Source organism: Catenulispora sp. GAS73, from assembly GCF_041262085.1.
GTDB lineage: Bacteria > Actinomycetota > Actinomycetes > Streptomycetales > Catenulisporaceae > Catenulispora.
In genome coordinates, this window is record NZ_JBGCCM010000002.1 from 125,786 (window position 1) to 139,688 (window position 13,903).

Sequence of the window (13,903 nt, forward strand, 5' to 3'; positions counted from 1 at the left end):
CGGGCCAACCAGCCCCGGCGGGTCCTACCCCCGTCAGGGTGTGGCTGCGGCCTTAGCCGCAGTGCAGACTGCGCATATGGACGGACCCGGCCCCCTGGGCGATTTCTTGCAGGCGCGCCGGGCCCAGCTCCGGCCGGAGGACATCGGCCTACCCGCCTTCGGCCCCCGCAGGGTGGCCGGCCTACGCCGCGAGGAGCTGGCGCAGCTGGCGGGCGTCAGCGCCTCGTACTGCACCCGGCTCGAACAGGGACTGTCCCGCGGCGCCTCGCCGGAGGTGCTGGACGCCGTCGCCCGCGCCCTCCAGCTCAGCGACCACGAGCGCGACCACCTCGACCCCCTCGCCCCCCACACCCCGGCCCACCGCCCCAACATGAGCCGCATGCTGTTCCTCGACCCCCACTCCCGCGAGCTCTACCAGGACTGGAACCGCAAAGCCCGCGCCGTCGTCGGCAACCTGCGCACCGTCGCCGGCCGCCACCCCGAGGACCAACTGCTGGCAGAACTCATCGGCGAACTGACGATGAAGAGCCCCGACTTCGTCGCCCTCGCACTGCTCCGGCAGGCGAGCAGCATCTCCCGGCAAGCGGGTCCGAATGCGTACCACAGAGCACGTCAAACGCAGGACGCCTCGGGACGGCGGACGTCGATACACTAAGCCGCCCCGCCAAGTTGATCTCAGTGCATTGACTGTGCGCTGCTCGCTGCCTGGCGGGTTCTGCAGGGTTGGGGACTTCAGTAATTCACAGGGGTGGGAACACGTGGTGAAGGGTTTGTCTACCGCTGCCCGCAACGGGGCTACGCTCGCGAGCGCGGTGACTTTGGTCGGGCTTACTGTGACGGCGGCTTTGGCCTTCACACATGGCGGGAAGGAGCCGGCGGCCTGCGGCGTGGGGACTGGCGGCGGGGTGCCCAGCGGGGTTCCGACCGGCGTGCCCTCGGGGGTTCCCACTGGGATCCCAACCGGGATTCCGACAGGGATTCCAACCGGAGTGCCCACGGGAGTCCCGACCGGGATCCCGACAGGCGTACCAACAGGGATCCCAACCGGGATTCCGACTGGGATTCCGACCGGCATACCCACTGGAATCCCGACCGGGATCCCCACAGGTGTGCCCACAGGAATCCCCACCGGCATGCCGACAGGACTGCCCACTAGCTCCCCGACATGCCCCACCAATCCTTGCCCTCCCACCGGTCCGAGCGGGATTCCGACAGGCCTTCCCACCGGCCTCCCGACCGGAGTGCCCACTGGCCTCCCCACAGGCGTTCCGACCGGCATTCCAACCGGCGTCCCGACTGGCGTCCCGACCGGCCTCCCCACAGGCGTTCCGACCGGCATTCCCACGGGAGTCCCGACCGGAGTTCCCACCGGCCTGCCGACCGGCATCCCCACCGGCATCCCCACCGGCATCCCGACGAGCGCTCCGACGTGCATCGCGACCAGCGGCCCCACCGGCGGTCCGAGCAGCTGGCGCCCGACCGGCAGCCCGTCGGGCACGCCGACCGGCACCACACCGCCGACCTCCCCGAGCAGCAGCCTGCCGACGACGCCGTCGAGCAGCCTGCCGACCACGCCCTGGAGCTCCAGCCAGCCGTCGACGTCGCCGAGCGGCACCCTGCCCTCGACCCCGGCACCGAGCTCGTCGTGGAGCTCGCCGAGCCCCACCCCGACGTGGCCGTCGACCCTGCCTAGCACGCCGCAGACCCCGTCGGGCCCGACTACCCCGTGGTCGCCCACGCCGCCGACCACACCGCCCACGACGCCGACGCCGACTCCCACGCCGACACCGACGCCTACGCCGACCGGCAGCCAGTCGCCCACCCCGACCGGCGGCACCTCGACCCCGTCGAGCCCGGCCTCCGGCACGTCCGGCAGCGGCACGCCCAGCGGCTCCTGACACGTGCACGAACGGATCACGGCCGCGGCGGACCCCGCCGCGGCCGGTTTGTCGGAGGCCCCGATCGAATTGGAAGTCGATTCCACGGCGCAGATCGCCACCGAGACAGCTGCTGAAGCCGTCGACGAAATCGCTGAGGCCGAGGGCCCGACAACGGACTCAGAAGCCGAGACCATCGCCGACGCTCCGCTCCCGCGACGGCGCAGCCATCGCCAACGCCGAACCGTCCGCGCAGCCGACATCGCCGCATCCCGACCGCTGCGGGCCGCCACAGCCGTCGCCGCAGTCTGGCTCTTCGCGTACGCAGCCCACGCCGCCCACCTCGACCTCGCGACGCTTCTCGTCATCGTCCTGGGCACCGCGGCGCTCAACCGATACGGTTCCACGGTCCTCGACCGGATCATGGCCGCGGTCGTACTGCTTGCCGGGACCGCCATCGTCGGCGGCCTCGTCATCAGCTACTGGCCGTGGGGGTTGGACCCGGTGGCGGTGGGCGGGTTCGCTCTCAGCGTCCTCGTTCTCGTCTCGTTCGCGACCCGCCGTCGCTTCCGGCTGCCGATGCACTTCGCCGCCGCGGACGGCATCGCGATACTCGGTGGGGTCGCGGCCGTGGTGATCGCCGCATGGCCGACCCTGCACAGCGATTTCTGGAAGCAGTTCGACTACTCGGCACTGCTCGCCGACCGCCTGCGGCAGTTCGCGATGTTCGACGTAGTACGTTCCGGGCATTCCTACGCGTTCGCGCACTTCAACCGGGTCAGCGCGCAGGCGTTGCCGGGTGCGCGGACCTATCCGTCCGGTATGCAGATGGTGTACGCGATCGTCGACTGCTTCGTGCACGGAGACGCCAAGCCGGGCCCGCCGCTCCACGAGTTCGTGCGCTACTACTGGTACACGCTGATCTCGTTCGGGTTGCTGGTGCTGGCGACCGCGTGGGCTGCCAAGCGGATGGTGGGCCCGATGGTGGCGGATCGGCTGCGGCTGCCTTCGGTGTTCGTCACCGCGGGCGTGGGGGCGTTCCTCTCCACCGGGTACTTCCTCAGCTACGTGTGGCAGGGCTTCGACAGCGTCGTCTTCGCCTGCGTGTTCCTGGTCGCCGGCATGGCGGTAATCCTGCGGCCGCCGCGGAACGTCTGGGAGCAGGCGCTGCTGGCCGGCAGCGCATTCCTCGCCGTGGTTTTCGGCCACCCGCTGCTGCTGCCGCACATCACGCTCGTTCTGGTGGCCGCACTCGTCGTCTACCGCAGAAGGTTCTTCAAAAACCACATCGAGGGCAAACTCGCCTTCGTGCTGGGAACACTGGGCGTCGCGGTGCTCGTAACCGCGCCGCTCATGGCTGTCTCCGGGCTCAACATCGGCACGCGATTCCACACCGATGGCTTCATCATCGCCTTGCCCTGGCACGTAGTCCTGACCGTCAGCGTGGCCGCGGCCATCGCGCTGGCGAACCCGGCGACCCGCCGGCTACCCCATGCCAAGGCCGCGCTCGCCGCGCTGGCAGCGACCGGCGCCGTCCAGATCGCCCTCGAAATCGACCTCGTCGGCCACAGCTCGACCCGCTACTACGTCGAGAAGTCGCTCAACGGCCTGGTCCTGATGTGCCTCGTCGGCCTCGGCGGCCTGGCGAACCTGTGGCCCAAGGCCCGCCCGAAGGCCACACGAACCGCAGAGGCTGCAGAAGCCGCGAAGGCTGCAAAGATTGCGAAGGTCACGAAGACGCCGAGGCCCCGGACCCGGCGCACCCGCAAACCGTGGCCGATCCGCCAGGCCGAGAACGCGATCGCCGCCATCACCGCCGCCCTCGCCGCCGGCGCCGTGGCCTTCGCCCCGGCCTACATCAACTGGCCGCGGTTCCAGCCCGGCACCGACTCCACCTGGGCGCAGCTGTGGACCGGCCGCCACACCTTCGTCGCCGACTACGGGCACCAGCTACGCGCCCAACAGCGCCTCGGCGTCTACACCGACGGTGTGCCGACAATCGTCGCCTCATCGCCCTCCGGCATCCTGAACCTCAACATGTCCCTACTGGCCGGCCTCGCCAACCGCGACCTGCACGCCGTCAGCAGCCAGATCAACCGCACCACCGACCTCTACGGCCTGACCGGCCTGCCGGCCAAGGGCGAGTGGTCCCCGCAGGCCAAGGCCAGCCTGAAGATCCTGGAACACATCATCACGTCGAACAAGGTCCCGGTCCGCATCGTCGTCTCGGACAAGGTGCTCGCGGCAAAACTCCAGAGCTTCGCCGCCCTGCATCCGCAATTCAAGGCAAAGATCCTCTACGCGCCCTGATCACCGCCTGCTTCTGCCACGGCGCTCTACTTACTGTTCGACGCCTGACGCAGATCCTCAACCAGAGGCGCAGCGACCCCGGCCATGTGGCGCAGCACAGCCCCGAACAACGAAGTACGACGGCGACGAGGCGGCGTCAGGTGTCAGGTGTCAGGTGTCAGGTGTCAGCACAGCACCGAGCCGTCGGCGAACAACGAGTACACGGACATCTTCTGCCCCTGCACCCCAGGCATGTCGGCCGTGATCCGGTCGATGTCGACGTGACCATCGCCGGGGACCGGGTACTGGGCGTACACGATTCCTCCAGCGGTGAACAGAACGATGCCCGACGGGCAGGTCAACGTCCCGGAATCGACCGTCAGCGGCCACGGATCCGTGCCGGAGTATGTAGCTCGGGCAATGGCCTTCGAGTGCGGCCGATCGGCGTTGTAGATCATGCCGACGATGACGACGACCACTGCAACGAAGCCGATGATGACTCGTTGCCTGGGCGTGGTCTTGGGCTTCGGCGCGGCTACAGCAGTTGCGTAACCAGCTGCGGGAGCAGGTATACGGTTTTTGCAGCGGTTGGCGGCGTCTTGGGTTCGGTGGTGGATGCCGCAGGTGCCGTGGTACCAGTACGGAGCCGTGGGGCGTACCGCTCTGCCTCTGCCTCTTCCCCTGCGGCGCCGTCTACGGCCTCCGGACAGCGGAATGTACAAGCGCAACGGCCCCACGCCAAACTTCAGCCCTACGCCCATGAGTCCCCCCTCAATGAGTCAGAGAGCTGAGGTTACGCAGCCGACGGGGTGGCGGGAAGGTAGCGCGCGAAGGGCGGGCCCAAGGCAACTCTGAGGCGCTGAAACGCAGGCACCCGGATCATCCGAACCTCTGGCGGATGCCCGACCACCTCCAAATCTTGCCCTCGGTGGTGGTGTCTGCCGGATCTGGAACGACGTTGCACCCGGTCGATGCGGTGATGTCAATCGAGTCGCCGGCGCTTGAGGAGTAAGAACGGGCTCAGCGTATTAGCCATCGCGACGGCGTTGTCCCGGGTCAAGTGGTCGAAGGTGCCTATCGAATTACTCCTGCCAGCCGCTGTACCCGCCCATTCCGTTATCGCAGTGTTCGAGGACGATCTTCGAGTTGCAGTCCGGGCGATTGGCACCAACGGACTGCACCATCGCGTCGAGCGCCTGGGCGACCTCTTGCTTCGCAGTCACCTGGCTGACTTTGTGCGTTTCCCTGTGCCGGCGGCGCACCATCGAGCGTAGTCGTGATCAGTGCACGTCTCCGTAGTCGCCGGTGATGATGTGAGCCATGTTGTTCAGGCTAGACCCGCTGCTCAGACCATGCGGGGGTCGCAGATGTGGATCAAAGTACTCTCCGTGGGCCTGCACTCCGAAGGAACCGGTATCGCCTGGCGCAACAGCGCAGACGTTGCCTCCAAAGCCGAGGCGACCGGGTTCTGGCCGAACCATCCGCCGTGCGCGTCGATGCTGTTCTGGTTGTGGATGAATTCGCAGGCCGCGTCGGCATCTGCCGGAACGCCGATCAGCGGGCAATCAGCCGGACCGCCACTTCATCGCGGTCAGCTCCCTCAACCCCCGCCACCTCTGGTCCAGCACATCTTTCCGGCAGGTCCGAGAGAGAGTGCGGCGTTCCGCACCACCGCCCCGTCCCGAGATCGCGCAGATGCCAGCGCCAATGAAGGTTCTTCCCCGATCGGCAGGGAGATCCTGCAGGGTACCGGTTCGCCTGCAAGGCAGGTTGAATCAGGATTATGATTCCCTGGCCGGCGTCGCCGTGATGCCGGCGGCCGATTGGGGGATGCGAGGGGAAGAGCCTCACGAAGTGGCTGGATAGCGCCGCATTGGCTATTCGCCGCCATCCCGAAGATGTACCCCGATCCCGCAGTACGCCAGGCTGCCACCCGTGCTGCGTCCGCCTTCCGGCTCTACGAGGGGAACCAGGAGTGCGCGCCGATTTTCGGATTCACTGGCAGCGACGCACGCCCGACGAAGCAACTGCGAACAGCTGTGCGCGGGCCGTGACGGCATGCGGGCCATCTCAGAGCCCTGTTCAAGGCTTAGCTCAGCCGAGCAGCAATCGGGCCGGAGTAGTCGCCGCGTAGATCGTTGCCTACTGACCAGCACCTTTCGAGCGGATGCTCGCTGCTCCCGATTCGTGGTCCAGATGAAGCGCCTCACCGCGCCCGGGACCAGGCTGCCGTCGATCGGCTGCGGGATCAGCGTCGCGGTGGGCTGCACCCTGCGAGCGTCGACAGCACTAGGGGGAAAAGATGTCTGAATCGACCCAATCCCATCAAAGCCGCCCCGTGGTCGGCGGACGATACCTTTTACGCCGTCTTCTCGGCACCGGCGGCATGGGACGGGTGTGGCTCGCCCACGACGAGGCGTCGGGCATCGACGTCGCCCTCAAAGAGGTGCGCCTCGACACGGTGAGTGGGCAGACCGACAGGAAATCGCATCTGAGCAGGGCGTGGCTGGAGGCGCTGCACGGGCTGTCGGTGGCCAAGAGCTCGAACATCGTCGAGATCTTGGACGTCTTCGCGGAGGACGGCCGCCCGTGGATCGTCATGGAACTCGTCATCGGCAAGACGCTGGCACAGGCGGTGGCCCAGTACGGACCGCTCCCACCGGTCCAGGTCGCGCACATCGGCAAGAACGTGCTCATCGCGCTGACCGCCTGCCATGTGAAGGACATCGTCCATCGGGACGTCAAACCCTCCAACATCCTGCTGGCCGACGACGGCCGGGTATTGCTCACCGACTTCGGCATCGCCGCCGGCGGGGACTGCTACGACGTCGCCGTGGGAACCCTGACACCGAACGGGATCGCGATCGGCACTCCGGAATACATGGCGCCCGAGCGGATGAAGGGGTGTCCCGCGACCGCCGCCTCCGACCTGTTCTCCCTGGGCGCGACCTTGTATTTCGCGGTCGAGGGACGCTCGCCGTTCCGACGCGACAGCTTCATGGCGAGCTCGGCGGCGGTGCTGTTCGAACCCGCCGACGAACTCCAGCACGGCCCCGTGTTCGAACAACTGCTGTCCGGTCTCCTGGAAAAGGACCCGGCCGACAGGACACAGACCGCGGAAGCCTACGACCAGCTGATGCGCATCATCGCCTACAACGGGGCGATCCCCGTCGACAGCGACGTACCACCCATCCTCGGTCCGGCCGGGGCGATGCTCCCCGTTCACCGGCCCCGAATCACCGAGCCACACCCTGCTGAGTCGGCACCTGGCCACGCCCGTTCCACCGGCGCACACCGACCACGTCCGGCGAGGCTGTGGCGCGCCTCCGCCGCCGCGGCGGTGGCCATCACCGCCGTCTTGGCCACCAGCCTGTTCCTGCTCAGATCAGGAACGACCACTACCGCAGCCCCGCCGACGCACGACATGCCGCCGCCAGCAGCCACGCCGGCAGCCACACCAACAGCGCCCACCACTCCATGGACGCCGCCTACAGAACCAGCCACCACCTGGTCACCGGACACCGCCTCCCTCGATCCTCAATCCTCACCACTGAACCAACCCACGGAGTCGACACCGGCATCGCCCGAACCGAGCCCGAGCATCCATTGTCTTGAGGCCGGCAACGGCATCGCCGTGAAACCGGGTCTCCACGGCGTCACCGTCGCCGACATCAGTTCCTGCCTGCCGGCGGCAGCGCGGCAGGTCCTCCAGATGTATCCCATCGGGACGTGCCTTTCCGACTGGCCGCCGGGGCCGCCGACTCAGCTCAGCGATCAATGCGGCGAGTTGGTCAACGGATCTGTGATCGCCAACCGGGTCGGGGCAGTCTGGCTGGCCGCCCTTCGAGGAGGCGGATCCACGGGGTGCCAGGGAACTGATGTCAAACCCGACGGAGAGACATGGACGCTGTGGACCGACGGTCTCGCCTGGAGTCTGTGTGCCATCGGCGTGAAAGGCTGACCCGCGGCTCAGCAGTCCGAACGTCGCTGCGCCAACTGCCGCCACACCACGAAGCTGTCATCTGCCCACGCGCAGCCTGGGACACGTAGATCAACGTCCTCCAGGATCGCGCACCGCATCACGCCACCGAGCGGACCGGGGTTCTCGTCGGTTTTCTGCACTACGGCAACTTCCGTCACCGCACCTGGATCACCACCTTCCCTGCGGCGGCGCGCTCGGCCAGTTCGAGCACGGCCTGCGAGGCGTTCTCCAGCGGGAAGGACGACCCGACCACCGGATCGAGAGAGCCGGCCGTCAGCAGCGGGAGAAGCTCGTCCCACTGCTCACGCAGGTAACCGGGACGCGGTACCCAGAAGGCGCCCCAGCCGACGCCGACAACGCTGATGTTGTTCAGCAGCAGCCGGTTGACCTTGACGGTGGGGATCTCGCCGCCGGTGAAGCCGATGACGAGCAGCCGGCCCTCGGGAGCGAGGCTGCGCAGCGAATCGGTGAAGCGGTCGCCGCCGACCGGGTCCACGACGACGTCGACGCCGCGGCCGCCGGTCAGTTCGGCGACGGCCGCGCGGAACCCGTCGGCCGGCACGGTGTGCTGCGCGCCGGCCCGACGTGCCGTCTCCGCTTTGGCCTCGGTCGACACCACGGCGATCACCTGTGCACCAAGTGCGACGGCGAGCTGCACCGCGGCGGTTCCGACGCCGCCGGCAGCTCCGTGGACGAGCATTGATTCGCCGGACCGCAGCCCTCCTCGGCGGGTCAGTGCGAAGTGCACGGTCAGGTAGTTCATCGGAAGCCCGGCCCCGGCCGTGAACGACATGTTTTCCGGCAGCGGGAAGACCAGCGCCGGATCGACCGCTACGCACTCCGCGAAGCCACCGAACCCCGGAAACGCCGCGACCCGGTCGCCCGGCTTGAAACCGGAACCGTCCGGGGCGCTGCGGACGACGCCCGCGACCTCGCAACCCAGGATGAACGGCGGCTCGGGCTTGAGCTGGTACTCACCGCGAGTCAACAGCACGTCCGGGAAGGTGACTCCGGCGGCGTGCACGTCGATGAGGACTTCGGTGTCCTTGGGCCTGGGATCGTCGAGCTCGACGACCTCGATCGAGCCTGGGCCGTCGAGGCGGGTGATCTGCGCTGCGCGCATGCGTCTGACTCCGTTCTGTCGGTGGACTCGATCATCGCATCTGTCGGTCGCGCAGGTCAGACCCTGCTGATCGCTGCCCGACAGCGGTGTTCGAGGTAGGCCACCGCGAGCCACAGGTCCTTGAACGCCGGGTTCCGAGTCTGGCCGTGGTGGTAGCGGTAGTAGATCTGCTGGGCGATGCCGGCCAGGCGGAACATGCCGAAGACCTCGTAGAAGGCCCAGCCGTCGGCTGCCAACCCCGTCCGGTCGCAGTATCGCGCGACGATCTCGGCCCTCGTGAGCATGCCCGGCAGGTCGCTGGGCTGATGCCTGTTGGCGCGGACCATGTCGTCGTCGTCGGCCTGCACCCAGTACGCGAGCGCGCTGCCCAGGTCCATCAGCGGATCGCCGAGCGTCGCGAGTTCCCAGTCCAGAACGCCGCGCACGCTCAGGTCGGCTTCGGACAGGACGATGTTGTCCAGCCGCCAGTCATTGTGGATCACGCAGGTCGCCACGTCGTCCGGCTGGTTGGCCGCGAGCCAGGCGGTGATGTCCTGGAAGGCCGGAACGTTGTCGGTGCGGGCGTCGGCGTAACGTCGGGTCCAGCCCTCGACTTGGCGGCGTACGTACCCGGCGCCCTTGCCCAGGCCGTCGAGCCCGGCCGCGGCGGGATCGACGCGGTGCAGTTCGATCAGGGTGTCCACGTAGGTCTCGGAAAGCCTCCGGGCCCGCGCCGGGTCCAGCGTCATGCCCTCGGGCAGGCGGCCGCGCAAAATCAAGCCCGGGACGCGGTCCATCACGTAGAAGTCGCCGCCGATGACCTCCGAGTCCTGACACAGCGCACGCATCGTCGGAACGTAGCCGAACACCGGCTTGAGCTGCTTCTGCACGCGGTACTCCCGAGCCAAATCGTGCGCCGAGGAGGCCTTGCGGCCCGCCGGCGGACGGCGCAAGATCAGCTCGACGCCCGGGTAGCGCAGCAGATAGGTCAGGTTGGAGGCGCCTCCGGAGAACTGGGTGACGACAGGATCCCCGTCCAGGCCAGCCAGGCGGCCCAAGCGCCCCAGGCGGCCCTTAAGCCAGGCGTCGACACGCGCGACGTCGAAGGCGTCCTCGGCACGGACGGCGCCGGCGCCGTGCCTGTCTTCGGCCACCGGCTCAGCCCATCTTCGCCACGACGCGCAGCGGCAGGTGGCGCAGGGCGAAGCCGATCGGAACCCAGGGCCACGACGGGACTTGCGCCTCCGCGCGCTCGGCCTCGATCGCCCTGACCATCGCCCGCACGCCCTTCGCCGTGGAGACCGTGAGCGGCGCCTTCTCCGCCCTGTCGCTCAGCTCGGAGGCGATGTAGCCGGGATAGAGCGTCGTCACCTTGATCGGGGTGCCGAGCAGGTCGGCACGGATCCCCTCGGCGAGCGCCGCGACCCCGGCCTTGCTGGCGGCGTAGGTCGTCACGTTGCGGGCCATGCCGCGCATGGCGCTCATCGACGAGACGACCACCAGATGCCCGGCCTGCTGGCGCCGGAAGACCTCCACCGCTGCCTCGCACTGTGCCAGCGCCGCGACGAAGTTGGTCTGCGCGGTCTGCAGGTTCGCCTCGAAGTGGCCGGTGCCGATCGGCTGGCCCTTGCCGAGGCCGGCGTTGACGATGACGCGGTCCAGTCGGCCGAGGTCGTCGCGGAAGGACTGGAAGACTTCGAAGACCCGTCCGTGGTCGTTGACGTCCAGGGCCCGGACGGAGACCGTGATGCCGGGGTGGGCGGCCAGCAGTTCCTTGCGCAACTGGTCCAGGCGGTCGGTGCGGCGGGCGCACAGAGCCAGGTCACGCCCCCTGGCGGCGAAGTCACGGGCCATCCGCTCGCCGAGTCCGGAACTCGCGCCGGTGATGAGGATGTTCTTGCGAATGGGCATTGAAGGTTCTCCTGGCAGTCTTCGGATTCACGGTTCTGGGCGCCCGGCTTGGTTCTCCTCCGCCAGGTTGCGGATGCTGCGACGACGAGAGTGCTCATGCCGTCTGGCTTTCGCCCTTGTACTTGGCGAGCTCGAACCTGGCCACCACGGCGAGATGCACCTCGTCGGGTCCGTCCGCCAGACGCAGCGCACGCGCGGCGGCCAGCGACCCGGCGAGCGGGCTGTCGTCGGACAGACCGGCGCCGCCGTGCAGCTGGATCGCCATGTCGATCACCCGTTGCGCCATCGCCGGCACCGCGGCCTTGACCTGTGACAGTTCGCTCATCGCGCCGAACGCCCCGGCGGTGTCCAGCAGCCACGCCGCGTGCAGGACCTGGAGCCGGCACTGGTTGATCGCGATCCGGGCCCGCGCGATCCGTTCGCGGTTGCCGCCGAGGTTCGCGATCGGCTTGCCGAAGGCGACGCGCTCCAGCGAGCGGCGGCAGGCCAGCTCCAGAGCGCGCTCGGCGAGGCCGATCAGGCGCATGCAGTGATGGATGCGGCCGGGTCCCAGGCGGCCCTGGGCGATCTCGAAGCCGCGGCCGGGACCTGCGATGATCGCCGAGCTGGGGAGCCGGACGTCGGTGAAGAACACCTCGCCGTGGCCGTGGGGCTCGTCGTAGTAGCCGAGCACCGGCAGCATCCGCTCGATCCGCACGCCGGGCGTGTCGAGCGGGACCAGGACCATCGAATGCCGGGCGTGGCGGTGCGCTGCCGGATCGGTGAGGCCCATGAAGATCACGAACCGGCAGTCCGGGTGTCCGATGCCGGTGCTCCACCACTTTCGCCCGCTGATCACGACGGTGGCGCCGTCCTCAGCGAGGGTGGCGGTCGCGGTCATGGTGGTGGCGTCGGAGGACGCGACGTCGGGTTCGGTCATGCAGAACGCCGAGCGGATCTCGCCAGCCAGCAGCGGGGCCAGCCACCGCGCGCGCTGCTCGTCGCTGCCGTAGTGCAGGAGCACCTCGGCGTTGCCGGTGTCCGGGGCGTTGCAGTTGAAGACTTCCGGCGCGATCAGCGAGCGGCCCATGAGCTCGGCGAGCGGCGCGTACTCCGTCACGCTCAGGCCGGCGCCCCGGTCGGGGGCCGGGAGGCTGTGCGTGGCCCCCACCTCCGGCAAAAACAGGTTCCACAGGCCCTCGGCGCGGGCCTTCGCCTTCAGCCGGCCGATGAGTTCGGGAGCCTCCCAGCGGTTTTCCTGGCTGCGCAGCGCGTCCAGGTATTCACGTTCGCGAGGGATGATCTCCGTGTCGATGAAGCCGCCGACCCGGTCGATATAGGCGCGGGCCTGGGGCGACGGTGCGAAGTCCACGGTCGTTCTCCGATCTCGGATGCTAGCCCTCCCACCGTACGAAGCCGTCGGCGACCATAGTTGTCTGATCACGCCATCAAGTTGACCGATTACGCCACACCTCCGAAAATGGCCTGGTGGAATGGGTACGGTCGGCTGCTCTGCGCGGGGTCCGGACCGTCATCGAGCACCTGGACGGCGACCCGGACGCCATGGCACGTCGCGCGGGCGTGCCCGTCGCCGCACTGGACGACGACGAGCTCCCCGTATCAGGCTCGGCAATCGCGATGTTGCTGGAGTCGGCGGCGCGAGAACTGCGGTGCCCCGACTTCGGGCTGCGCGTCGCCCTCGAACAGGACCTCGGCATGCTCGGCCCACTGGCCGTCGCGCTCCAGAACGCGCCAACCGCCGCCGACGCACTCGACTACACCGCCAAATACCTCTTCCTCCACGCACGCGGCTTCAGCCTGACACTCGTGCCGGACCCGCACGGCTCGCGGGGCACGGTCGGCGTGCGCTACGGATACCCCGACCGCGTCCGGTTGTCGCCGCAGTGCATCGACATGGGACTGCTGTTCCTGCACCGCGCGCTCGCCTACCTCTTCCGCGGCGACTACGGCCTGCGCACCGCCGAGATCCCGCATCCGCCCATGGCCACCCGGGAACGCTACGAAGAGCTGTTCGGCGCCCGGGCCACGTTCCAGCGGCCGGCAGCGATCTTGCGCGTGCCCGCCGACCTCCCCCAACGCAGCATCGGAAACGGCGACCAGATGACACGCCAGCTGGCACTGTTCTTCCTGGAATCCCAAGCCACGAAGGCCGACAGTCCGCTTGCCAGCCAGGTCAAGGCCGTCCTACGACACTCCCTAGGCACCGGCCCCACCACCGTCTCCGCCGTAGCAGGCTTCCTGGCGATGTCACCCCGCAGTCTCCAACGCCACCTCGCAGACGAAGGCAAAACCTTCGCCGCAGTACTCGACGACGCCCGACGCGAACGGGCCGAAGCAATGCTGACCCAGTCCGATCTCCCCCTGGCACAAATCGGATCCACCATCGGACTCGAGAACGCGGCCACCCTGAGCCGATACGCCCGACGCTGGTGGGGGACGACAGCCCGCGCCGTCCGTCAAACAGGCAGTGCACGACGGCAGTGAGCGGACGGCTGGCCTGTAGGAACCGAGGCGTCCCCGCCAACAAGCAACGCCCTCTCAGACGGGAGTCTGGTCACGACTTGCACGAACGCGTCCCATGATGCGTTCGATATCGTCGCTACGGTCATTCCTCAGTGAGTACGGATACCAAAGGAATCGCGTGCGCTCGGCCAATATTCCGTACCAGCAACTGACTTTCAGTCAGGACTAGACAAGGCCTCCAGACGATCAGAAGCTCTAATGCCCCAATCAGCAGGAAGG

Annotated in this window: 10 protein-coding genes and 1 pseudogene; 5 read left to right on the top strand and 6 right to left on the bottom strand. The window is 68.2% G+C overall.

Translation table 11 applies throughout. The features are described 5' to 3' along the window. Positions 1–76: 76 nt before the first annotated feature. The 3 genes and pseudogenes from ABH935_RS03080 to ABH935_RS03090 all read left to right on the top strand — a co-directional run. Positions 77–547 (top strand): annotated as a pseudogene (locus tag ABH935_RS03080) (helix-turn-helix transcriptional regulator); the annotation flags it as partial. A gap of 882 nt (positions 548–1,429) precedes the next feature. Beyond that, positions 1,430–1,693, top strand: a complete 264-nt coding sequence (locus ABH935_RS03085; RefSeq protein ID WP_370376227.1) for a hypothetical protein — start codon at positions 1,430–1,432, stop codon at positions 1,691–1,693. Between the two features lie 208 nt (positions 1,694–1,901). Continuing rightward, positions 1,902–4,187, top strand: coding sequence for a hypothetical protein (locus ABH935_RS03090; protein WP_370376228.1), 2,286 nt, complete (start codon positions 1,902–1,904; stop codon positions 4,185–4,187). A gap of 164 nt (positions 4,188–4,351) precedes the next feature. On the opposite strand, the gene ABH935_RS03095 is transcribed toward ABH935_RS03090, so the two are convergent. Both ABH935_RS03095 and ABH935_RS03100 read right to left on the bottom strand, forming a co-directional pair. Beyond that, a complete protein-coding gene (locus tag ABH935_RS03095; protein ID WP_370376229.1) occupies positions 4,352–4,645 on the bottom strand; it encodes a DUF2511 domain-containing protein in 294 nt (97 codons plus the stop codon). Between the two features lie 603 nt (positions 4,646–5,248). Further along, on the bottom strand, positions 5,249–5,389 hold the full coding sequence (locus ABH935_RS03100; RefSeq protein ID WP_370376230.1) for a hypothetical protein: 141 nt from the start codon (positions 5,387–5,389) through the stop codon (positions 5,249–5,251). A gap of 1,079 nt (positions 5,390–6,468) precedes the next feature. Here ABH935_RS03100 and ABH935_RS03105 point away from each other — a divergent pair. Further along, positions 6,469–8,127, top strand: a complete 1,659-nt coding sequence (locus ABH935_RS03105; protein WP_370376231.1) for a serine/threonine-protein kinase — start codon at positions 6,469–6,471, stop codon at positions 8,125–8,127. Between the two features lie 175 nt (positions 8,128–8,302). On the opposite strand, the gene ABH935_RS03110 is transcribed toward ABH935_RS03105, so the two are convergent. The 4 genes from ABH935_RS03110 to ABH935_RS03125 form a co-directional block, all read right to left on the bottom strand. Next, the gene (locus ABH935_RS03110; RefSeq protein WP_370376232.1) at positions 8,303–9,271 is read right to left on the bottom strand and encodes an NADPH:quinone oxidoreductase family protein; all 969 of its coding nucleotides are present in this window, start codon (positions 9,269–9,271) and stop codon (positions 8,303–8,305) included. 56 nt (positions 9,272–9,327) lie between these two features. After that, entirely contained in the window at positions 9,328–10,404 is a 1,077-nt protein-coding gene (locus ABH935_RS03115) for a phosphotransferase family protein (protein ID WP_370376233.1), read from the bottom strand. Between the two features lie 4 nt (positions 10,405–10,408). After that, on the bottom strand, positions 10,409–11,161 hold the full coding sequence (locus tag ABH935_RS03120) for an SDR family oxidoreductase (protein ID WP_370376234.1): 753 nt from the start codon (positions 11,159–11,161) through the stop codon (positions 10,409–10,411). 94 nt (positions 11,162–11,255) lie between these two features. After that, on the bottom strand, positions 11,256–12,512 hold the full coding sequence (locus ABH935_RS03125) for an acyl-CoA dehydrogenase family protein (protein ID WP_370376235.1): 1,257 nt from the start codon (positions 12,510–12,512) through the stop codon (positions 11,256–11,258). A 116-nt stretch (positions 12,513–12,628) separates the two neighbouring features. Between ABH935_RS03125 and ABH935_RS03130 the strand changes: the two genes are divergently transcribed. Beyond that, positions 12,629–13,645, top strand: a complete 1,017-nt coding sequence (locus ABH935_RS03130; protein WP_370376236.1) for an AraC family transcriptional regulator — start codon at positions 12,629–12,631, stop codon at positions 13,643–13,645. The last annotated feature ends 258 nt before the right edge of the window (positions 13,646–13,903 follow it).

Excerpts from the sequence above, each read along its gene's own strand:
- ABH935_RS03120 (WP_370376234.1), bottom strand. The coding sequence starts at position 11,161 with ATGCCCATTCGCAAGAACATCCTCATCACCGGCGCGAGTTCCGGACTC.
- ABH935_RS03110 (WP_370376232.1), bottom strand. The coding sequence starts at position 9,271 with ATGCGCGCAGCGCAGATCACCCGCCTCGACGGCCCAGGCTCGATCGAG.
- ABH935_RS03105 (WP_370376231.1), top strand. The coding sequence starts at position 6,469 with ATGTCTGAATCGACCCAATCCCATCAAAGCCGCCCCGTGGTCGGCGGA.